This is a genomic window from Actinoplanes sp. CA-051413 (assembly GCF_050955795.1).
Taxonomy (GTDB): Bacteria; Actinomycetota; Actinomycetes; order Mycobacteriales; family Micromonosporaceae; genus Actinoplanes.
Genome location: NZ_CP192100.1, coordinates 5,094,325 through 5,114,918, shown reverse-complemented (window position 1 = coordinate 5,114,918; position 20,594 = coordinate 5,094,325). Strand labels below are relative to the sequence as shown.

Annotated in this window: 20 protein-coding genes; 10 read left to right on the top strand and 10 right to left on the bottom strand. The window is 72.5% G+C overall.

The window, feature by feature from the left end:
* Positions 1-26: 26 nt before the first annotated feature.
* The 6 genes from ACQP2Y_RS24130 (at position 27) to ACQP2Y_RS24105 (ending at position 6,752) form a co-directional block, all read left to right on the top strand.
* A complete protein-coding gene (locus ACQP2Y_RS24130) occupies positions 27-1,640 on the top strand; it encodes a dynamin family protein (RefSeq protein WP_433717088.1) in 1,614 nt (537 codons plus the stop codon).
* A complete protein-coding gene (locus ACQP2Y_RS24125) occupies positions 1,637-3,469 on the top strand; it encodes a dynamin family protein (RefSeq protein WP_433717086.1) in 1,833 nt (610 codons plus the stop codon). The genes ACQP2Y_RS24130 and ACQP2Y_RS24125 overlap by 4 nt, the downstream gene beginning before the upstream one ends.
* Positions 3,466-4,089, top strand: coding sequence for a hypothetical protein (locus ACQP2Y_RS24120; RefSeq protein ID WP_433717084.1), 624 nt, complete (start codon positions 3,466-3,468; stop codon positions 4,087-4,089). The genes ACQP2Y_RS24125 and ACQP2Y_RS24120 overlap by 4 nt, the downstream gene beginning before the upstream one ends.
* 86 nt (positions 4,090-4,175) lie before the next feature.
* The gene (locus ACQP2Y_RS24115; protein ID WP_433717082.1) at positions 4,176-5,543 is read left to right on the top strand and encodes an MFS transporter; all 1,368 of its coding nucleotides are present in this window, start codon (positions 4,176-4,178) and stop codon (positions 5,541-5,543) included.
* 19 nt (positions 5,544-5,562) lie between these two features.
* The gene (locus tag ACQP2Y_RS24110) at positions 5,563-5,925 is read left to right on the top strand and encodes a GntR family transcriptional regulator (RefSeq protein WP_433717080.1); all 363 of its coding nucleotides are present in this window, start codon (positions 5,563-5,565) and stop codon (positions 5,923-5,925) included.
* 53 nt (positions 5,926-5,978) lie between these two features.
* Complete coding sequence (locus ACQP2Y_RS24105) at positions 5,979-6,752, top strand: maleylpyruvate isomerase family mycothiol-dependent enzyme (RefSeq protein ID WP_433717078.1); 774 nt, start codon at positions 5,979-5,981, stop codon at positions 6,750-6,752.
* 24 nt (positions 6,753-6,776) lie between these two features.
* Here the strand turns inward: ACQP2Y_RS24105 and ACQP2Y_RS24100 are convergent, their stop codons facing one another.
* The 10 genes from ACQP2Y_RS24100 to ACQP2Y_RS24055 form a co-directional block, all read right to left on the bottom strand.
* Positions 6,777-7,553: a maleylpyruvate isomerase family mycothiol-dependent enzyme gene (locus tag ACQP2Y_RS24100; protein ID WP_433717076.1), complete on the bottom strand. Its 777-nt coding sequence runs from the start codon at positions 7,551-7,553 to the stop codon at positions 6,777-6,779.
* Positions 7,554-7,599: 46 nt separating this feature from the next.
* Positions 7,600-8,523, bottom strand: a complete 924-nt coding sequence (locus ACQP2Y_RS24095) for a DUF3626 domain-containing protein (protein ID WP_433717074.1) — start codon at positions 8,521-8,523, stop codon at positions 7,600-7,602.
* Positions 8,520-9,365, bottom strand: coding sequence for an undecaprenyl-diphosphate phosphatase (locus ACQP2Y_RS24090; RefSeq protein ID WP_433717072.1), 846 nt, complete (start codon positions 9,363-9,365; stop codon positions 8,520-8,522). The genes ACQP2Y_RS24095 and ACQP2Y_RS24090 overlap by 4 nt, the downstream gene beginning before the upstream one ends.
* Positions 9,366-9,418: 53 nt before the next feature.
* Complete coding sequence (locus tag ACQP2Y_RS24085) at positions 9,419-10,390, bottom strand: tyrosine-type recombinase/integrase (protein WP_433717070.1); 972 nt, start codon at positions 10,388-10,390, stop codon at positions 9,419-9,421.
* A gap of 13 nt (positions 10,391-10,403) precedes the next feature.
* On the bottom strand, positions 10,404-11,993 hold the full coding sequence (locus ACQP2Y_RS24080; protein ID WP_433717068.1) for an ABC-F family ATP-binding cassette domain-containing protein: 1,590 nt from the start codon (positions 11,991-11,993) through the stop codon (positions 10,404-10,406).
* 179 nt (positions 11,994-12,172) lie between these two features.
* Positions 12,173-13,036, bottom strand: coding sequence for a sigma-70 family RNA polymerase sigma factor (locus tag ACQP2Y_RS24075; protein WP_433717065.1), 864 nt, complete (start codon positions 13,034-13,036; stop codon positions 12,173-12,175).
* Positions 13,037-13,205: 169 nt separating this feature from the next.
* Positions 13,206-13,817, bottom strand: a complete 612-nt coding sequence (locus ACQP2Y_RS24070; protein ID WP_360552176.1) for a response regulator transcription factor — start codon at positions 13,815-13,817, stop codon at positions 13,206-13,208.
* Complete coding sequence (locus tag ACQP2Y_RS24065) at positions 13,814-14,938, bottom strand: sensor histidine kinase (protein WP_433717062.1); 1,125 nt, start codon at positions 14,936-14,938, stop codon at positions 13,814-13,816. The genes ACQP2Y_RS24070 and ACQP2Y_RS24065 overlap by 4 nt, the downstream gene beginning before the upstream one ends.
* Positions 14,939-14,959: 21 nt before the next feature.
* Complete coding sequence (locus ACQP2Y_RS24060) at positions 14,960-15,736, bottom strand: ABC transporter permease (RefSeq protein ID WP_433717059.1); 777 nt, start codon at positions 15,734-15,736, stop codon at positions 14,960-14,962.
* Positions 15,733-16,692 carry an ABC transporter ATP-binding protein gene (locus ACQP2Y_RS24055; RefSeq protein WP_433717057.1) on the bottom strand — a complete coding sequence of 320 codons (960 nt, stop codon included), beginning with the start codon at positions 16,690-16,692 and terminating at the stop codon, positions 15,733-15,735. The genes ACQP2Y_RS24060 and ACQP2Y_RS24055 overlap by 4 nt, the downstream gene beginning before the upstream one ends.
* A gap of 158 nt (positions 16,693-16,850) precedes the next feature.
* Here ACQP2Y_RS24055 and ACQP2Y_RS24050 point away from each other — a divergent pair, with 158 nt between their 5' ends.
* The 4 genes from ACQP2Y_RS24050 (at position 16,851) to ACQP2Y_RS24035 (ending at position 20,407) form a co-directional block, all read left to right on the top strand.
* Positions 16,851-17,810, top strand: coding sequence for a hypothetical protein (locus ACQP2Y_RS24050; protein ID WP_433717055.1), 960 nt, complete (start codon positions 16,851-16,853; stop codon positions 17,808-17,810).
* Positions 17,811-17,985: 175 nt separating this feature from the next.
* Positions 17,986-18,810 carry a helix-turn-helix domain-containing protein gene (locus tag ACQP2Y_RS24045; RefSeq protein ID WP_433717053.1) on the top strand — a complete coding sequence of 275 codons (825 nt, stop codon included), beginning with the start codon at positions 17,986-17,988 and terminating at the stop codon, positions 18,808-18,810.
* A gap of 94 nt (positions 18,811-18,904) precedes the next feature.
* The gene (locus tag ACQP2Y_RS24040) at positions 18,905-19,381 is read left to right on the top strand and encodes a hypothetical protein (RefSeq protein WP_433717051.1); all 477 of its coding nucleotides are present in this window, start codon (positions 18,905-18,907) and stop codon (positions 19,379-19,381) included.
* An 84-nt stretch (positions 19,382-19,465) separates the two neighbouring features.
* Positions 19,466-20,407, top strand: a complete 942-nt coding sequence (locus ACQP2Y_RS24035) for an NADP-dependent oxidoreductase (protein WP_433717049.1) — start codon at positions 19,466-19,468, stop codon at positions 20,405-20,407.
* The last annotated feature ends 187 nt before the right edge of the window (positions 20,408-20,594 follow it).

Below are 20,594 nucleotides of genomic sequence, written 5' to 3'. Positions count from 1 at the left end.
CTGACCATGTGCTCAGCTGACGAGTCATGACCGTCGGACCGCTCTCCGCCCGCGTGGCGACGCTGTGTGACGAAATCGTTGCCCAGGTCGGCCCGGAAGCCGGTGGCCAGGCCATTCAGGTCCGCGACCGGCTGTCGGAGCCGTTACGCGTCGCTATCGCCGGGCGGTTGAAAGCCGGAAAGTCGACACTCGTCAACGCGTTGATAGGCCGCCGGGTCGCCCCCACAGCGGTCGGTGAGTGCACCCGGGTGGTCACCCGCTTCCGGTACGGGCCCGCCGACCGCGTCGATGTGGTGCTGCGCGACGGCTCCCGCTCGAGCCTGCCGCTGGCCGACGACGGCATGATCCCGCAGCGTCTCGGGGTCAGTCCGGACCGCGTCGCCTATGTGGACGTCTCGCTGACCAGCGACAAACTGCGCGATCTGACCGTCGTCGACACGCCCGGGCTGGCGTCGACCGACACCCGGGTCAGTGCCCGCGCGCAGGCCGAGCTCGGCGCCGGCACCGCGCCGTTCGACGCCGACATCGACGCTGACTCGGCCTCCGAGGTCGCCGCGGCCGAGGCGGTCGTCTACGTGTTCACCCAGGCGGTCCGCGCCGACGACGTGCAGGCGCTGGAGGCGTTCCGGACGGCATCGGCACGGCTGGCCAGCAGCCCGATCAACGCGCTGGGGGTGTTCGGCAAGGTCGACACGCTGGTCGGCGGGGCCGGGGACCCGTGGCCGGTCGCCGGTCCCCTCGCCGAGCAGCAGGCGCTGCTGCTGGCCCGTACGGTGTCCGAGGTGGTGCCCGTGGTCGGCCTGCTGGCCGAGACCGGCGAGGCCGGGCGGCTCACCGCGGCCGACTGCGCCGCGCTCAAGGAGCTGTCCGCGCTCCCGGCCGCCGAGCTGCGGGTGTTGCTGGCCTCCGTCGACCTGTTCCGCAGCCGCCCGGCGCCGGTCGACGTGCACCGCCGCGACCGGCTGCTCACCCTGCTCGACCTGTACGGCATCGGTTTCGCCCTGGCCGAGCTGGCCGCGGACCCGCGGCTGGGCACCGGTGAGCTGGTGCGCCGGCTGGTCCGCGCGTCCGGCTTCCCGCGGCTGCGCGACACTCTGGAGCAGACGCTGCGCTGGCGGGCCGACGCGATCAAGGCCGGCTGGGCGCTGTCGCGGCTGGAACGCGTCGCCGGGCACACCAGCGACCCCCGCGACCGGGAGGCTTTGCGCGATGCGATCGAGCGGTTGCTGCGCGAGCCCGCCTACCACCGGCTGCGGCTGCTGGAGGTGGCCCAGCGGGTCACGTCCGGGGCGGTGCAACTGCCGGTGGCCTGGGAGCAGGAGCTGATCCGGCTGGCGACCTCCGACGACGCCCGCTGGATCCTGCGGCTGCCGCACGCCGACGGCCCGCAGCTGGCGGCCGCGGCCGTCGAGGCGGCGAACCGGTGGCGGGTGTACGCGGTCGCCGGCGCCGGACCGGCGCAGTCACGGGTGGCGCAGGTCGCGCACCGCGGCTTCCACCTGCTGGCCCAGGCCGTCCGCGAGCAGGCCGCCCGGGACCAGGCGAGCCCTGAGCAGGCCGCCCGGGACCAGGCGAGCCCTGAGCAGGCCGATCAGACCGAGATCGTGCCGGCCCGGCACGGATCGCAGGGGTCGCGGTGAGCCTGGCCAAGGAGCTCGACATCGCCGTGCGCGACGCGCTGGCCGCCGTGCGCGCCGGTGACCCCGACGCCGGGGCCGAGCTGGCCGAGCTGCGCCGCATCCAGCTGACCCGGCCGTCGGTGGTGCTCGTCGGTGAGACCAAACGCGGCAAGAGTTCGCTGCTCAACGCGCTGCTCGGCGTACCGGATCTGTCGCCGGTGGATGCCGCGGTCGCGACCGCGACCTACCTGCATTTCTCGCCCGGCCCGTTGTCCGCCGCCGCCTACGTGCCCGGCGCGGGCGAGCCGGTCGACCTCGACCCGGCGCAGCTGGCCGCCTGGGCCACCGGCCGGGACCTGCCCGACGGTGCCCGGACCCCGCGCCGCATCGAGATCACTCATCCGGCGCCGCTGCTGCAGTACGTCAGCCTGCTCGACACTCCGGGGGTCGGCGGCCTCGACCCGGCCCACACGACCGTCGCCCTGGACGCCGTCGGGCGGGCCACCGCCCTGCTGTTCGTCGCCGACGCGTCCGCGCCGCTGTCGCAGCCGGAGCTGGACTTCCTCGTCGCCGCCAGCGCCCGCGTCGACGCTGTCGTGTTCGCCCTGACCAAGGTCGACGCCTATCCGGGGTGGCGGCGCATCGCCGACGACAACCGGGCGTTGCTGCGGGCCCGCGCACCCCGCTTCGCCGACGCGCCGTGGTTCCCGGTGTCGGCGCGGCTGGCCGAGCTGGCCCGCACGGTGCCCGCCGGGGAGCAGGCCGCGCTGGTCGACGCGTCGCGCATCGCCGAGCTGCAGCACGCCCTGGTGGAGCTGGCCGGGCGCGGGCATCAGCTGCAACTGGCCAACGTGCTGCGCGCCGCGCGCGGGGAGCTGGGCCGCCTGGAGGCGGCCGCGGCGGCCCGGGTGCAGGCCAGCGAGGCCGACCCGGCGCAGGTGGCCCGGGTACGGGCGCAGCGTTCCGCGCTGGCCGCCCGCAAACGCACCGAGTCGCGGCAGTGGTCGCTGCTGCTGAGCACCGAGACCCAGCGGGCCCGGGTCGAGGTCGTCGGCATGCTGCGCACCCGCATCGCCGGCGTGCAGCACGACTTCAGCGCCCGCATCGACACCGCCCGCGGCGCGGCGCTGGACGCGCTGCCCGATCAGCTCGACACCGAGCTGCAGGCCGTGGCGGTGCAGCTGTCCGACGACCTGCAGGCCACGTTCCGGCAGGTCGGGGAGCGGATCCTGGCCCAGGTGTTCGACGCCGACGAGCTCGCCGGGGTCCTGGACCGGCTCAACGCGACCCTGCGGCACGCCCTGGCGGCCAGCCCACCGCGCGACGGCGCCGGTGACAACCTGCTGGTCGCGTTGTCGGCCGGCGGGATCGCCTTCATGGCCGGCCGCGGGGCAGTCTTCGGCGCTTCGCTATTCGGCGTCGGTTCCGCCGTCGCCGGTGGGCTGCTCGTCCCGGTCGCCGGGCTCGGCCTGGGCCTGGCCGCGGGCGGCTACGTGCTGTACCGGCGGCGGGTGCAGAACGACCGGCAGCAGGCCCGGGCCTGGCTGCGCGAGATCCTCGGCGAGGCCCGCGCGGCGCTGTCCGACGAGATCTCCTACCGCTTCACCGACCTGCAGTACGCGCTCAGCGTCGCCGTCGACGACGCGGTCGAGCGGCGGCTGCGCGAGCTCGACGCGCACATCGCCGACATCGACGCCGCCGCGGCCGAGGACGCCGCCGGCCGCGCGAAACGGCGCACCCAGGCGACCGCGGACCTGGCCGCGGTCCGCACCCGGATCAGGCAGGTCGACGAGGTTCTCACGCGGGCGCGTTCCCTGACCCCCGCACCCGCCGATGAGGAGGCGACATGAGCGACGAGCACGGCTGGCCGGATTTCTCGCACGCCGACGGTCACGACGAGCCGGGCGAGGCCCACGACGCCGGCCTCCACGACCCGGGCGTCCACGACGACGCCGGGGCGGACAGCCCGTTCCACGACGACCTGTTCGGTCACGACGACGCCGACCAGGCCGGCTTCGACGCCCACGAGCTGGACGCCGGGCACGACCCCGACGGCCCGCACGACGCCACCGACGGCGGCTGGGACGACCAGCACGAGCCGGGCACCGGCCACGACGACGACGCCGATGCCGGGGTCGTCGACGTGACCGACGGGCACGGCATGGGTCCGGTCGGCGCGGATCCCGACGCGGCGCCGGACCTGGATCAGGTCAGCATGTTCCCGCCGGTCGTCGACGTGGGGCCGCTGCCGGAGCCGGTCGACGGGTTCCCGTGGATCGACACCGGCAGTCTCGGGCTGTACCACTCCGGGCTGGTCGAGGCGGTGCCCGAGGAGCCGGTGCCGGCGCAGGACCTGGCCGCGTACGCCGCCGAGGACCTGCCGCCCGGCGTCGACCCGTGGGCCGCGCTGGCCGACTCCGACGACCCGGCCACCAGCACCCTGGCCAAGTGGTGGCAGCCGGAGCCCTGACCCGCGCGAGTTGGCTGTACCCAGGACGGCGCTGAGATGGCATCATCAGCGCGCCGTCCCCCCGCCTTCCGCCTGGAGCCACCCTGATGACCGCCTCCACCGTCCCGGTGAGCAACCGGCGTGAACGTACCGGCTGGTACTTCTACGACTGGGCGATGTCCGCCTTCTCCACCACCGTCATCACGGTGTTCCTGGGGCCGTTCCTGACCAGCGTCACCGAGCAGGCCGCCGGGTGCGCGCTGGGCGCCGACGACTGCGACGCGCGGGTGCACCCGTTCGGCATCAGCATCGCCGCCGGCTCCTACTTCCCGTACCTGGTGTCGCTGTCGGTGCTGCTGACCGTGTTCGTGCTGCCGGTGATGGGCGCGGTCGCCGACCGGGCCGAACGTAAGAAGCCGCTGCTGGCCGCCGCGGCGTTCCTCGGCTCCGGCGCGACCATCGCGATGGCGTTCGTGACCGGCGAGCGGTACCTGCTGGGCGGGCTGCTGTTCATCGTCGCGAACATCGCGTTCGGCGCGTCGGTGGTCGTCTACAACTCGTTCCTGCCGCGGCTGGCCGGCCCTGACGAACGCGACAAGGTGTCCAGCCGCGGCTGGGCGCTGGGCTACCTCGGCGGCGGGGTCCTGCTGCTGCTCAACCTGGCCGTGGTCACCTGGCTCACCATTGAAGGCGACGACCAGCGCACCCTGGACCTGGCCCGCTGGTGCATCGTGTCGGCCGGCGTCTGGTGGGCGGTGTTCACCCTGGTGCCGCTGCGCCGGCTGCGTGAGCACCCCAGCGCCGAGGCCGGTACGGCGGGCGGGAACGTGCTCACCGACGGCTTCCGCCAGCTCGGCAGCACCATCCGCAGCCTGCGGGCGTACCCGTTGACGTTGTTCTTCCTGCTCGCGTTCCTGATCTACAACGACGGCATCCAGACGGTCATCGCCCTGGCCAGCCAGTTCGGCACCGAGGAGCTGAACCTGCCGCAGAGCGCGCTGATCGTGACGATCCTGATCGTGCAGTTCCTGGCGTTCGGCGGGGCGCTGCTGCTGGGCGCGGTCGCCGAGCGGATCGGTGCCCGCAAGACGGTGCTGATCGCCCTGGTCGGCTGGCTCGGGGTCATCCTGGCCGCGTTCTGGCTGCCCGAGGGTGAGCCGCTGCCGTTCATGCTGCTGGGCGTCGCGATCGGCCTGGTCATGGGCGGCAGCCAGGCGCTGAGCCGTTCGCTGTTCAGCCAGCTGATCCCCGACGGCCGCGAGGGCGAGTACTACGGCTTCTACGAGATCAGCGACAAGGGCACCAGCTGGCTGGGGCCGCTGGCCTTCGGGCTGGTGTTCCAGCTGACCAACAGCTACCGCATCGGGCTCGTGTCGCTGGTGGTGTTCTTCATCGTCGGTGGCATCCTGCTGGCGATGGTCCCGATGCGCCGGGCCATCGTCGCGGCCGGCAACACGCCGCCGCGGCTGCTCTGAGCCGAACCCGGGGGCTGCGGTGGACATCGTGATCGACGCGGACTCGGCGGTGCCGCCGTACGAGCAGGTGCGGTTGCGCATCGCCGAGCTGGCCGCCGCCGGTGCGCTGACGGCCGGCGCGAAGCTGCCGCCGGTGCGGCAGCTCGCCACCGAGCTGGGCCTGGCCGCGAACACCGTCGCCCGCGCCTACCGGGAGCTGGAGCAGGCCGGGCTGGTCGAGACCCGCGGCCGGGCCGGCACGGTGATCACCGCCCGGGCGGCGCAGACCCCGGCGGCGGCGCAGAAAGCCGCGCAACGCTACGCCGAGCAGGTCACCGCGCTGGGCCTGACGCCGCAGGCGGCGCTGGAACTGGTCCGGGCCGCGCTGGGCCTGGCCGGCTGAGCTGCTGCGATAACCGCTGTCCGGTCGTCGCCGCACAGTGGTAGAAAGCCGCGGTGCACAAGACCCTGACATTCCCTGATCATCTGCGGCTGATCGACGAACGGTCGGCCGCCTTCCGGGCGGCGGTCGCCGCGGCACCCAGCCTCGACCTGCAGGTCCCGACCCATCCCGGGCGGACGCTGTTCGATCTTGTGCAACACGTGGGGACGGGCCGCCGCAAATCAGCCGCCATCGTCGCCGCGGGGCCCGCCGACGCTCCGCCGGCGATGACGGCCCCGGAGGCGCCCCGGGAACGCGAGGCCCTGCTGGCCTGGTTCACCGCGTCGACGCAGGAACTGCTGGACGCGCTGCGGGAGGCCGGCCCGGACCGCGGTTGCTGGACGTGGTGGGACGACTCGCCGTCACCGCAGACCTCGGGCGCCTGGGCGCGGCGACAGGTCCCCGAGATCGCGGTGCACACCTACGACGCCCAGCTCACCGTCGGTGCCCCGCAGCCGCTGGCGGAAGAGGTCGCCGTCGACGGTTTCGATGACTGCCAGTTCACCCTCTGCGCGACGACGGTCGCCTGGCCACACGAACCCGCCGTCGTCGACTACCACGCCACCGAGGGCCGTTCCTGGCGCCTGCGGCTCTCCCCCGAAGGAGCACAGGTAGCCCATCTCACGCCCGTTGCCGGCGAGCACCCGGACGTGGCCGACGTCTCCGCCCGGGGCACGGCCAGTGACCTGGTACTGATGTTCTACGGCCGCATCCCGCTGGATTCCCTGGACCTCGGTGGCGACCGCCGCATCTTCGAGCAGCTCATCGCCTGGGACCCGTCCGTCTGAGATGCGGGGGTCCGTCGTCGCGTCCTAGTCCTCCGGCTCCCAGGCGATCAGCTGGTCGAAGACCTGCCGGTCGCCGTCGAGCTGCAGCGAGTCCATCGCGATGCGGCCGTAGCAGAACATCACCAGCTCATGGGCCGTGCCCCGGGCGGAGGCATAGGCCACCCCAGGGTCCACGTCGGCCGCCGGCGTGGTGAGGCGGGCCGCCCGGGCGCCGTCGGCGGAGAACCAGAGCCGCCAGGAACGGCCCTCGGTGGCGTGGTAGTCGATGACCGCGGGCTTGTGCGGCCACGCGGCCGTGTTCGCGACGCAGGTGGTCACGAACTCGTCGACGCCGTCGAGGGCCACCTCCTCCGGCAACGGCTGCGGGGCGCCCACGGTGACCTGGGCGTCGTAGGTGTGCACGGCGACCTGCTGGAGCTGGTGCCGGGCGACGGCACCGGTGGTCTGCGGCGACTGCGACGGACCCCACCACGTCCAGCAACCGCGGTCCGGGCCGGCCTCCCGCAGCGCGTCCAGCAGTTCCTGCGTCGACGCGGTGAACCAGGCCAGCAGGGCCTCGCGTTCCCGGGGCGCCTCCGGGGCCGTCATCGCCGGCGGAGCGTCGGCGGGCCCCGCGGCCACGGTGGCGGCCCACCTGCGGCGTCCGTCGCCCAGGTGCTGGACCAGGTCGAACAGTGTCCACTCGGGGCAGGTCGGCACCTGCAGGTCGAGGCTGGGTGCCGCGGCGACCGCCGTCCCGAAAGCGGTCGATCGTTCGTCCATCAGCCGCAACAGGTCAGCGAACGCAAGAGTGTTTTCCACCGCGGCTTTGTACCACCCCCCCTGCGACAACCGACAGCGGATTTCCTCACCCCGCGGGCGCAGCTGGCCGGCCGAGCAGCACCAGGATGTGCCACAGGTACTTGCACAGTTGCAGCGTCTCGGCGTCCCTCGCCTGCCGGGCCGCGTGCCCGATGACGGCGGCGTCGATCAGCGGCGGTCCCAGGCTGCGGGCCAGCGCGGCCGCCTGCGGCCCCCGCACGTCGTCGGGGAAGTCCGCGGCGGGCAGGACAAAGCCGGGGTGGTGACGCAGTGGGGCCAGCTGCGCCAGGTGCGCGGCGGTGGGCGTACCGGTAAGGCTGGGGTCGGCCACGACGGCCTCGACGTCGGCGTCCAGGTCGAGCCCGCCGTGGATCTGCGCCTCGACGTAGTCGTCGAGGGCCCGGCCGGCGCTCGTGCGCGGCCGGGTCAGCGAGGCCACCCAGGCCTGCGGGTTGTCCGCGGTCAGTCCCAGAGCTGATCCGGTACGGGCGACCTGCTCGAGCAGCGCCGCCCAGATGCCGCCGAAGGTGTCCGCGGTGCCGACCACCGTGGGTTCGGTGACGCTGTCGCCGTGGCTGAACGTGGCCCGCGCGTTCACCTCGGGCCGCAGCACCAGGTGGCAGCTGCCGAACCGCGGTGACGCCCCGTCGAGGTGCCCGGCCAGGTTGAGCCCGCCGTAGACGGGCCGGCCGCCGGCCAGCTCCGGCGGGTACGCGCCGGCGAACATCCGCCGTTCCCAGCGTTCCCGGTCCCCGCCGGCGTACGCGGTGAGCCCGCCGTTGGAGATGCCGGTCTCGAACTGGCTGCGGTACACCCGGTCGCGGGCCAGGTGCTCGGCGACGGTACGCCCGTCGGCGAGCAGCCGGTCCGGGTGGAAACCGACCGTGATCCGGGCGCCGGGCACCGGCAGGGCTCCGGCGGCGCCGAGCCCGCGCACGTACGCGACGGCTCGGGCCGCCGGTTCGTTCACTTCGGCTGGATGACGTTCGTGGCCAGCAGCACCATCAGCAGCGAGCCCAGCACCAGCCGGTAGCCGATGAAGATGCTGTACGAGTGCCGGGCGATGAACTTCAGCAGCCACGACACGGCGAACCAGCCGACGATGAAGCTGACCAGCGTCGCGACGATCGTGGGGAGCCAGCCGACACCGCCGTTGTCGGCCGAGATGTTGTCGTACTCGGTGACGGTCTGCAGCACGCTCGCGGCCAGCAGCGCCGGGATCGACAGGAAGAACGACAGTTTGGTGACCGTCACCCGGTCGAAGTCACGCAGCAGGCCGGCGGACATCGTCGCCCCGGAGCGCGACACGCCGGGGATCAGCGACAGGCACTGCACCACCCCGATGATCAGGGTGTCCTTCCAGGTCACGTCCTGTTCGTGGCGGACCTGGGTGGCGGCGTGGTCGGCGAACGCCATCACGCCGCTCCACAGGATCAGCGCCCCGGCGACGAACCACAGGCTGCGCAGGGTGCTCTCGATGGTGTCCTGGAACAGCAGCCCGACGATGCCGATCGGGATCGAGCCCAGGATCACGGCCCAGCCGAAGCGGTAGTCGGGGTCGTCGCGCTGCTCGCTGTTGAGCACGCCCCGGACCCAGGCGGAAATGATCCGGGCGATGTCCTTGCGCAGGAAGATGACGGTGGCGATGACCGCGCCGGACTGGATGATCGCCGTGAACGCGGTGATGTCCGGCGCGTCGATCTGGTAGCCGAGCAGCTTCTCCACGATGGTCAGATGGCCCGTGCTGGAGATCGGGAGGAACTCGGTGAAGCCCTCCACCGCACCCAGCAGCACCGCTTCGAAGATGTTCAACCCGACCTCGTCCCTTGATCGTTGCCTGACCGCGGTCGAGGATAGGCGGTCGCTCAGCCAGCGCTGCGCCTGACCCGCGCCGCGGCGATGGTGTAAGCGGGGTCACGGTCGAGGTTGTGCCGGTCGCGGTCGTAGCGGCGGGTGGTGCGGGGGTCGGCGTGACCCATCGCGTCCTGCACGTCTTCAAGGGGCACCCCCTCGGCGCGGGCGGTGGTGGCGAAGGCGTGCCGCAGCGAGTGCGGCGACAGCCGCGCCCATCCGGCGATGCCCGCGTCGCGGGCCAGGCGCCGCACCAGCCGGAAGACGGCGTGCCGGTCGATGCGGGCGCCGGTGGCGGTGACCAGCAGCGGCCCGTCGAGCCGGTCGGCGGTGGTGGCCTCGGCCGCGGCGCGCTGATCGAGGTAGGCGTCCAGCGCGGCCGCCGCGTACGGGGTCAGCGCCCGCCGCCGCGGCTTGCCGCCCTTGCCGATGAACCGCACACTGCGATGCCCGCGCTCGACACCGACGTCGGCGACGTCGAGGCCGACCAGCTCACCGACGCGCAGACCCAGGTCGGCCAGCAGCGCGACAGCCGCCCGGTGCCGCAGCGCCGCCGGCCCGGTCTCGGCCTCGACCGCGCCCAGCAACGCGTCGACCTCCTCCGGTGACAGCCCGACAGTGGCGGAGTGGTCCCGTGAGACCGGCGGCCGGTCCGCGCCACCGACCGGGTTCGCGTCGATCGCGCGCAGCTTGACCAGGAAGTCGTACCAGCTGGACAGCCCGGACAGTTTGCGCGCCACCGTCGCCGGCGCCAGCGACTGCGCCTCCAGGCCCCGGGCGTACGCGTTGACGTCCAGGAACGACGCCCGCAGCGGCTCCACCTCGCGCTGCGCGCACCATGCCAGCCACGCCGCGACGTCACGCCGGTACGCGTCGCGGGTGTGCGCCGACAGCCGCCGGTTGGCCAGCCACGCCTCGGTGACCTGTTCGGCGCTGCCGCCGACGGTGACCGCGCCTGCGCTCTGCCTGGGGATCAGCGTCGACATGGCGACCATCGTGTCAGCTCTGACGCACCTGACCGTCCGCGACATGCCAGGTACGGGTGTGCCCGACGGCGCCGGCGAAGTACCGGTCGTGGGTCACGGTCAAAAGCGTCCCCCGGTACGCGCGCAGCGCCTGCTCGATGACCTCCAGCGCGTCGAAGTCCAGGAAGTTGGTCGGCTCGTCGAGCAGCAGGATCCGCGCCGGGCTGTTGACCATGACGGCCAGCAGCAGCCGCCGCAGCTCCCCGGCGGACAGGCTCCGCAGGCTCGCACCCCACTGGTCGGGCCCGAACTGGTGCCCGGCCAGCAGCCGTTCGGCGTCCTCGGCGTACACCGGCACCCGGGACCGGAAGAAGTCCAGCACCGTCGTGCCCGTGCGCAGCCCGTCGGAGGTCTGCGGCAGCACCGCCAGCTCCACCTCGGTGTGCTCGGCGATCGCCCGCAGCAGGGTGGTCTTGCCGGCGCCGTTGCGGCCGGTGATCAGGATCCGGTCGCCGCGCCGCACGTCCAGATCGACGCCGTCGAGCAGGGTCCGGTCACCGAGCTTGACGGTCAGGTCGTGCACGGCCAGCACCCTGTCGCGGTCGGCGCGCTCGTCGGCCGGGAACGCCAGGGTCAGCGGCGGGCGGGTCCGCGGCTCGGCGATCCACCGGGCCGACTCCATCTGCCGGCGCAGCCGCCGCTCGCGGGCTTTGGCCTTCTGCGCCACCTTCTTGGCGATGCGGCGCAGGTGCGGCGCCTCGACCCCGGACCGGACGGTCGTCTCGACGAACCGGGCCTGCTGCTTGGTGCGTTCGATGTCCTGTTCCCAGCGGATCCGGTCCTTCTCCTGCGCCTCGTAGTCCAGCAGCAGCCGCTGCCAGCGGCGGGCCTTCTCCTGCCGGTAGGCGGTGTAGCCGCAGCCGGGATAGTCCTGGGGCTGCTCGTGGATGCCGTCGAGCTCGACGACGTGGGTGACCACGGCGTCCAGGAACGCCCGGTCGTGGCTGACCGCCAGCACCCCGCCGCGGAAGTCGCGCAGCCAGTCACCGAGCCAGGCGGCGCCCTCGGCGTCGAGGTGGTTGGTGGGTTCGTCGAGCAGCAGCAGCCCGGGGGCGTCCAGCAGGGCCCGGGCCAGCAGCAGCCGGGCCTGCTCACCGCCGCTGACCTCGCTCAGGCGCAGGTCGGCGGGCAGGTGGTCGATGTCGAGACGCTGGCGGATCTCGGTCAGCCGGGTCTCGCCGGTCCAGCCTTCGAGGGCCGTCCAGCGTTCCTGGACCTGGCCGTACTCGTCGAGGACGTCGGCGCCGCGCTCGAGCGCGGTCTCCAGCTGCCGCAGCCGTTCGGTGACGGAGGCGAGCTCACCGAGCCCGCCGGTGAGGAACTCCCCGACGGTGCCCTGCGGGTCGGCGACCTGCTGCGGCACGTACCCGACCCGGGTGCCGGGGGCGCGGGTGACACTGCCGGAGGTCGGGATGAGCTCGCCGGCGAGCACGCGCAGCAGCGTCGTTTTGCCGGCCCCGTTGGGGCCGACGACACCGATGCGGTCGCCGGGACCGACGATCAGGTCGAGGTCGGAGAAGAGCAGATCACCGTCGTGGGCGCGGCTGATCGAAGCGGCTTTCAACAAGGAGTCCTCCAGGGACCGATACCGACAGGGGTACGGCGACCCGCGCGCGACCAGCGAAGGGCGGCGCGTGCACGGGTCGGGTCGGTATCACACGGAGGTGACGACTCCTCGGGCTCGGCGGCAGGTGCTCGGGAACCACTCTGACGCGGTCCCGGCGGTGCCGCAACTCAAATTTCTCAGGCGGCGTAGGCGACCGACGTGTGCATGCCCTGCACGTCGGTCACGGCCAGCCGCGACGCCATCGTGCTGCGCGCCGCGATCTGCGCCGCGTACGCCGCCCGGCGCCGCGCCACGCAACCGTCGCCCTTGGCCGGACCGGCGCCCTGCTGGTCCATGTGCGTGCTCAGCCCGTCCTTGAGCAGGGCCAGCGCCTCGGTGCGCAGCTGCGACACCCGCGACTCGGTGACGCCCAGCTCCGCGGCGACCTCGGCCAGCGGCCGCTCCTGCAGGTACGACGCCTCGACCACGAACCGCAGCCGCTCCGGCAGCACCGCGACCGCGTCGTGCAGGTAGCCGATCCGCTCGCGGTGCAGCAGCGTCTCCTCCGGGTTCATCGAGTCCTCGGTGACCATGTCCTCGGCCGACCCGGCGGTGAAACCCTGCAACGACAGCACCGCCGCGCGCTGCACGTCGTCGTCGACCGTGGCCAGCTCGCTGACCCCCACCCCGAGCAGCTCGGCCAGCTCCGACGGGCTCGGCGTACGGCCCAGCTGCGCGGTCAGCTCCTGCCGCGCCACGTCCGCGCGGCGGGCCCGGGCCCGCACCGAACGGCTCGCCCAGTCCATGCTGCGCAGCTCGTCCAGCAGCGCCCCGCGGACCCGCACGGCGGCGAACCGCCCGAACGGGATGCCCCGGCCCGCGTCGAACGCCTGCGCGGCCGTGACCAGCGCCGCGTATCCGGCCGAGGCCAGGTCGTCGCGGTGCACGTGCGCGGGAACCTTGAACAACATCTCCCGGACCAGGTGACCCACCAGCGGCATGTTCTCGCGGATCAGCTGCTCCAGCTCGCGGCTGACGGTCTTCGTCGTGGCTGCGGACATCGTGTGTTCCCCCTCGTGTGTGTCGCCCGGTGACGGCTCACCGGCTGACAGGGGGAACTTTTCGTTGCGCTGGGTGCAGACTCCGGTCGCGTTCGGTTGCCGGACGGTTGCACTGCGAAAAAACCTAAAGTCCGCCCGAGGGCGGCAACGAGCTGCGGCAGGACGGGCCCTAGGCCAGCAGCCAGCCGTTGTCGACGGCCAGGCGGACCGCTTCGGCCCGGGTACGCGCCCCGGTCTTGCCGATCACCGACGACAGGTGATTACGCACCGTGCCCTCCGACAGGCGCAGCTCCCGGGCGATGTCAGCCACCGTGCCGCCGTCGCGGGCCGCCCGCAGCACATCACTCTCCCGCTCGGTCAGCGGCGAGTCCCCGTGCGCCAACGACTGCGCCGCCAGGGCCGGATCCACCACCCGCAGCCCCTCGTGCACCCGGCGCACCATGTCGGCCAGCTGCCGCGCCGGGGTGTCCTTGACCACGAAACCACTGGCGCCGGCGGCCATCGCCTGCCGCAGATACCCGGCCCGGCCGAACGTGGTCACCATCAGCACCCGGCAGCCCGGCACCGCCGCCCGTAACGCCCGCGCCGCCGCGACCCCGTCCAGCCCCGGCATCTCCACATCGAGCAGCGCCACGTCCACGTCATGACCCCGGACCGCGTCGACGACCTCGTCACCCCGGCCCACCTCGGCCACCACCTGCAGGTCCGGCTCCATGTCGAGCAGGGCCGCCATCGCCCCGCGGACCAGCGCCTGGTCGTCGGCCAGCAACAACCGGATCATGCCGGCACCTCCACCCGTACCCGGAAACCCGGCCCGTCGCCACGGTGACCGACCGTCAGCGTGGCCCCCGCCGCGTCAGCGCGGCGCCGCAATCCGACCAGACCCTGACCGTCGCCGGCCGGCGCCCCGTCGCCGGGCCCGTCGTCGACGATCTCCACACTCTGCGGCGCCAGCCGCACCGCACAATGCCCCGCCCGGCTGTGCCGCACCACGTTGGTGACCGCCTCCCGGATCGTCCACGCGAACAACTCCCGGTTGCGCGTGGGCACCGCGTCGGTGGCCCCCGGCAGCTCCGCGCGCACGTGCGCCGCCGCCAGCGCCTCCCGCGCCGCCGCGATCTCCCCCGGCAGCGAGATCCCCCGCACCCCCAGCGCCGTCGCCCGCACGTCCGACAACGCGTCGCGGGCCAGCGCCTCCAGCTCCCGCAGCTCCGAGCGCGCCCGGCCCAGATCCACGTCCAGCAGCCGCTGCGCCAGCTCCGCCTTGACCGTCACCACCGTCAGCGAGTGCCCCAGGATGTCGTGCAGGTCGGCGGCGATCCGGGCCCGCTCGTCGGCCACGGCCCGCTCGGCGGTCTCCCGCTGGGTGATCTCCGCCAGCTCCTGCTGCGCCACCTGCAACCGCCACTGCCGCTCGGCCGCCAGCCGGAACCCGCCGCTGGCCGCCGACCCCAGCAGCACCGCCAGTCCGTAACCCTGGTCGTCCCAGCCCGGCACCCGCCACGCCAGCACCTCGGCCACCACCAGCAGCACCCCCGCGAACGGCAGCGCCTGCCACATCGGCAACCCGACCATCGCCGACGCCGCGACATACACCAGGCAGGGCAGCGCGTGCACGCCCGCACCGGGCACCTGCAGCGCCGCCAGTGCCAGCAACGCCAGCAGGATCAGCCAGAGCCGCACCACGACCCGCAGCGGCCGCCCGCCCCGGCGCACCGAGCTCATCCAGGCCACCAGGGCCAGATACAGCGCCGCGAAGCCGGCCAGTGCGGCCAGCCCCACGTCGCGCTGCCAGCCCGCCGGATGGGCCAGCAGCGCCGTCAGGTTCTCCTTCAGGTAGAACAGCCACACCCCGGCGAAGACCCACCCGAAGCGCCGGCCCCGCCGCTCCGCCTCGCTCATGGTCGTGACGCTACCGCTCACTCAGACCCGCGCCGTGTCCCGGCGGAACCGCCACATCGCGCCCGCGGCGAACAACGCCGTCCACACCACCACACCCGCCGCCGCGGCCCACAGGTTCCCGTCGTGGGTCAGCGGATACCGGGCGATCTCCCCCACCCCGTACACCGGGGTGAACTTCGCAATCGTCGCGAAGGTGTGCCCCAGCTGATCAACGGGCACGAACAGGCCACCGGCGAACGACAGCACCGCCAGCACCGGGCCCAGGATCTGCATCACGTTCTCACTGGGCAGCAGATAACCCATGAACAGCCCGAACGCGGCGAACACCAGGGCGCACACCCAGGCCAGCAACCCGCAGGCCACCCACGCCGACGCCGGCAACTGCGCCCCCGACAGTGCCCCGACCAGGAACGTCACGCCCACGGACACCGCGCCGATCATCATCGCCAGGACCAGCTTCACCGCGATGTACGCCCCCGGCCGCAACGGCGTCAGCCGCAACTGCCGGCTCCACCCCGCCGCCCGCTCGATCGACACCATGGCGCCGCCGCTGGTCGTGGCCAGCATCGCCCCGTACACCGCCATGCTCACCAGGATGTAACCGGTCACGTTCCCGCCGCCGACCCGCTCCGAGCGCGACGCCGAATTCGTGCCGAACACCAGGAAGAACACCGCCGGCAACACCACCGTGAAGATCACCGTGCGCTTGTTGCGGACCATCCGCCTCAGCTCCAGCCCGATCATCGCGACACTGAACCCGCCGAAGCGCGGCAGGCTACGGGCAACAGGCATGCTCATCGGGCACTCCCCAGAGTCGTCGCGGTCGTCGTCTCGTCGGCGGTCAGGGTCAGGAACGCCTGCTCCAAATTCCGGGACGTGATCTCCAGATCCCGGGCGGCGGTCTCCGCCAGCAGATAACGCGCCACCTGATCGGTGTCGCTGGCATGCACATAAACGGTGTCACCACGCAGCTCCACCGACTCGACCCCCGGCAGTGCCCGCAGGTCGGCCTCGCTGGCACCCGGCAACGTCGCCCGGACCGTACGGCCCGACGCCAGCGCCTTCACCTCGGCCGCCGTACCGTCGGCCACCACCCGGCCCCGCCGCACGAAGACCACCCGGTCCGCGTACGCGTCGGCCTCCTCCAGATAGTGCGTGGCGAAAATGACCGTACGGCCACCGCGCGCGTCCTGGCGGATCGACGTCCAGAAGTCATGCCGGCCCCCGACGTCCATCCCTGTCGTCGGCTCGTCCAGGATCAGCAGCTCCGGATCCGGCAGCAACGCCATCGCGAACCGCAGCCGCTGCTGCTGGCCACCCGAGCACTTACCGACCAGCCGCTGACCGATGTCCGCGATCCCGGCCCGCTCCAGCGCCCGCGTCACCTCGGCCCGGCCCCGCCCGAACAGGACCGCGGTCAGCCGTACGGTCTCCTCGACCGTGTAGTCCTTCAACAGACCACCGGTCTGCATCACCGCCGACACCAGCCCCAGCGCCACCGCCTCACGCGGCGGGCGGCCGTACACCCTGGCCGTGCCCTCCGTCGGCGCCGACAGGCCCAGCAGCATGTCCACCGTGCTGGTCTTGCCCGCACCGTTGGGCCCCAGCAGGGCCACCACCTCCCCCGGACGGATCCGCAAACTGATCCCGTCCACAGCGGTGACCGCCCCGAAACGCTTCACCACCGCCTCCAGATCGACGGCGAACTGGCCGGACCCGCGGATCCCGGCCTCAGGCAACGCGGTAACTGTCATACCCCGATCCTCAGCGCTGCCGGCGACGACCGAGGGGGGCAACCGTCACGACCATCCCATGACATCTGTCAGGGCACTCCTGGACGATCGGCTCTCCCGCCGCCCGGCACCCCCGGTCCACACTGGAACAACTCGCTGTCATCCCACGGGGGGAAAACATGAGAACACTGCTCACTGCCGTGCTCACCGCCACCGTCGCCGCCACCGCACTGGCCACACCGGCCACCGCAGCACCCCGGCAATACACCGTCACCGACCTCGGCACCCTCGGCGGCCTCTCCACCGAGGTCTACGACCTCAACGACAAAGGCGTAGCCGTCGGCCGCAGCCTCACCGCCGACGGCGAGCTGCACGCCTTCTCCTGGAGGAACGGCAGAATCACCGACCTCCCCACCCTGCCCGGCGGCCACTACGCCGAAGCCCACGGCATCAACGAAAACGGCACCATCGCCGGCACCGCCCTGAACGCGGACGGCGAATACCGCGCCGTCATCTGGCGCCGCGGCCGCATCACCGACCTCGGCCAGAGCCGCAGCATCGGCTGGGACATCAACGACAAAGGCCAGGTCCTCGTCTCCCGGGTCGACGAAACCGGCGCCCAGACCAGCCGCCTGATCTGGCACAACGGCACCGTCACCGAGCTCGGCCCGGAAAACAACACCGCCCGCACCACCGGAAAGATCAACAACGAGGCCAAGGTGCTGATGATGTTCGACAACACCTACCTCGGCTTCCAGCAGTACGGCTCCACCAGCGGCTTCGGGCCCATCGCCACCCCGGGCAGCAACTACCCCAACGACATCAACAACAACGGCATCATCGCCGGGTACTCGACCGACGAGCTGGGACGCACCCGGCCGGTGACGTACCCGCTGGGGCCGGTGGAGCTGGGAACGCTCGGCGGGCCGGACGGCAACGCCACCGCCGTCAACGACAAGGGCGTGTTCGCGGGTGTCGCCCAGACCGCGGACGGGACCAGCCGGCCGGTGCTGTGGCGCAACCGGCAGATCATCGACCTGACCACCCGGGGGCTCACCGGCAACGAGATGCCGGTCGGGATCAACAACCGCGGTCAGATGATCGCCACCATCGACTTCCGGGCAGCGTTCATCAGCTGAGCCGGGCGCAGATGGGCCCGGCCACCGCGAACGCTTACGATCACGGGATGAGTGAAGCGACGCCGGGCCCGAGCGCTGACCTGCCACAGGTCCGCGACCACCTGCGCGCCGCTCCGCCCCGCTCCGCCCAGCCCCGCGCCCGGCGCCGCCTGAGCGACTGAGGCAGGACGAAGCGATGGACCGCGCGTTGCTGGCGGACTTCCTCCGGGCCCGCCGGGAAGCACTGCAGCCGGAAGAAGTGGGGCTCCCGCGGGGCACCCGGCGTCGTACCGGTGGGCTGCGGCGCGAGGAGGTCGCGGTGCTGGCCGGCATGTCGGCCGACTACTACAGCCGGCTCGAGCAGAAGCGCGGCCCGACGCCGTCCGAGCAGATGCTGGCCGCCCTCGCCCGGGCGTTACGGCTCAGCCCGAGCGAAGGGGAACACCTGTTCGCCCTCGGCGGGCACGCGGCTCCGCGGCGCACCCTGCCCGACGACCGGGTCGGTCTGGCCATCAGGACCATCGCCGAGCAGCTCCCGGACACGCCCGCGATCGTGTTCTCCCGGTTCGGTGAGGCGCTCCTGCAGACCCCGGCGGCGATGGCCCTGTTCGGCGACTACACCCGCTTCGACGGCCTGTCGCGCTACCTGGTCTACCGCTGGTTCACCGACCCGGCCCAGCGGGCCATCTATCCACCCGAGGACCACGACGTACGCGGCCGGGTCTTCACCGTGGACCTGCGGGCGGCATACACCACCGATCCGGCGGGCACCGCCGGAGAGATCGTCGACGCGCTGCTGGCGGAAAGCCCCGCGTTCGCCGAGGTCTGGCGGCGGCACGAGGTGGACGTCACCCACCACCACGACCTCAAACGCTACCGGCACCCGGAACTGGGCGAACTGGAGCTGTACAGCCGGCGGCTGGTGGATCCCGACGAGGGCCAGGAACTGCTGGTCTTCATGGCCGAACCCGGATCGCCGAGCGCGGAGAAGCTCCGGCAGCTGATCACCCTGGCTGCCTGAACCTCTTATCCATGGTCTGCCATACCGTGGACAAGGAGAACATTCACCCGCCCGCCGTTCTGCGCCACGCTCAAGTGGTCGAACCGGGAAGGCGGTGAGCAACGTGGATCGGGAAATACTGGCGCACTTCCTCCAGCAACGCCCTGACGAGGCGGCACCCGGCCGGCCCCGTCACCGAGCCAGCCCGGTCCTGGAACTCGTCGTCGAGCACCTACCGGAGCACCCCGCGACAGTGTTCTCCCGGTTCGGCGAGGTGTTGCTGCAGACCCGTCCAGCGATCGCCCTGTTCGGCGATTACACCCGCTCCGGCGGATCGCCTTTCCTGGTCGATCGCTGGCTGAACGACCCGTCGGCGCGGGCACGCTACCTCGTCGAGGTCAGTGCGCCCGTACGGCACCGCCCGAGGCGCTACCGGCACATCACCCTGGGCGGCCTGGCACTGTATCGCCACCTGCTGATCTGTCCGGCCGAGCGCCAGACGCTGCTGGTCTTCACAGCCGTCCCCGGCTCCGCCAGCCACGCGAAGCTCCGTGCTCTGGCCGCCGGGAGCAACTCTGCCGACCGGCAGTAACCCGGGCCTTCGAACTCGAAGCCACCCACGCTGAAATCGCTTCGAAAATCGAAGCACGATCAATACAGAAAGACGAGGATCGTCATGAAGGCAGTACGTTTCCACGAGTACGGCACCCCCGAGGTCCTGCGCTACGAAGACGCGGACCAGCCGGTCCCCGGCGCCGGCGAGGTCCGGATCCGGGTGGCGGCGACATCGTTCAACCCGGTCGAGGGCAACATCCGCGCCGGCGTCATGCAGGGCCCCATCCCGGTCCGGCTGCCACACACCCCCGGCATCGACCTCGCCGGCACGGTCGACGCCCTCGGTGCAGACGTGACCGGCTTCGCCATCGGCGACCGGGTGATCGGCGCCCTGCCCCTGACCAGCACCGGCGCGGCCGCCGAGTACGCCATCGCCCCGGCCCGGATGCTCGCGGCAGCCCCCACGAGCGTCCCGCTGGTGGACGCCGCCGGACTACCGCTGGTCGGACTCACCGCATGGCAGGCCCTGTTCGACCACGCCAAACTGACCACCGGCCAGCGCGTCCTGATCAACGGCGCGGGCGGCGTCGTCGGCGGCTACGCGGTGCAACTGGCCAAGAACGCCGGCGCGTACGTGATCGCCACGACCGGCCCCCGCAGCTCCGAACAGGCCAAGATCGCGGGTGCCGACGAGATCCACGGCCCCGGAATCCCGCCGCTGTCCGAGCCGGTCGACGTCGTGCTCAACTTCGCCCCGATCGCCCCGGAACAGATGACCGCCCTGGCCCCCGCAATCCGGGACGGCGGCGTGCTGGTCAACACCACTGTGTGGATGCCCGCCGCGTCCGACGAGACCCGCGGCGTACGGGGAATCAACCTCTTCTTCCGCCCCGACGCCGAACAACTCGCCCAGCTGGTGACCCTGCTCGACGCCGGCAAGCTGCACCTCGCAGCGACCCGGCGGGTGCCACTGGCCGGAGTGGCGCAGGTACACGCCGAAGTCGCCACCGCCCCGATCAACGGCAAGATCGTCTTCGTCGCCCCCAGCGCCACCCTCGACTAGAAGGAGGGCAGGTGGCCGGCGAAGTGCCCGCACGCCGGCCACCTGCGGCGCTCCGTCAGGTGGCGGTTGACTGCGGCGGCGGCTGCTTCGAGGGTGGTCGGCGGGCAGCCCGGCAGGTGGCGTGACGGGTGGGCGGCGGGCAGCGAGCCGGGCGAGAAGCTGCGGGTTGACCGCGGATACCCCGCAA

Coding starts and splice junctions, on each gene's coding strand:
- ACQP2Y_RS24130 (WP_433717088.1), top strand. CDS start 27: ATGACCGTCGGACCGCTCTCCGCCCGCGTGGCGACGCTGTGTGACGAA.
- ACQP2Y_RS24120 (WP_433717084.1), top strand. CDS start 3,466: ATGAGCGACGAGCACGGCTGGCCGGATTTCTCGCACGCCGACGGTCAC.
- ACQP2Y_RS24115 (WP_433717082.1), top strand. CDS start 4,176: ATGACCGCCTCCACCGTCCCGGTGAGCAACCGGCGTGAACGTACCGGC.
- ACQP2Y_RS24085 (WP_433717070.1), bottom strand. CDS start 10,390: ATGTCGACGCTGATCCCCAGGCAGAGCGCAGGCGCGGTCACCGTCGGC.
- ACQP2Y_RS24075 (WP_433717065.1), bottom strand. CDS start 13,036: ATGTCCGCAGCCACGACGAAGACCGTCAGCCGCGAGCTGGAGCAGCTG.
- ACQP2Y_RS24070 (WP_360552176.1), bottom strand. CDS start 13,817: ATGATCCGGTTGTTGCTGGCCGACGACCAGGCGCTGGTCCGCGGGGCG.
- ACQP2Y_RS24065 (WP_433717062.1), bottom strand. CDS start 14,938: ATGAGCGAGGCGGAGCGGCGGGGCCGGCGCTTCGGGTGGGTCTTCGCC.
- ACQP2Y_RS24060 (WP_433717059.1), bottom strand. CDS start 15,736: ATGAGCATGCCTGTTGCCCGTAGCCTGCCGCGCTTCGGCGGGTTCAGT.
- ACQP2Y_RS24055 (WP_433717057.1), bottom strand. CDS start 16,692: ATGACAGTTACCGCGTTGCCTGAGGCCGGGATCCGCGGGTCCGGCCAG.
- ACQP2Y_RS24050 (WP_433717055.1), top strand. CDS start 16,851: ATGAGAACACTGCTCACTGCCGTGCTCACCGCCACCGTCGCCGCCACC.
- ACQP2Y_RS24045 (WP_433717053.1), top strand. CDS start 17,986: ATGGACCGCGCGTTGCTGGCGGACTTCCTCCGGGCCCGCCGGGAAGCA.
- ACQP2Y_RS24035 (WP_433717049.1), top strand. CDS start 19,466: ATGAAGGCAGTACGTTTCCACGAGTACGGCACCCCCGAGGTCCTGCGC.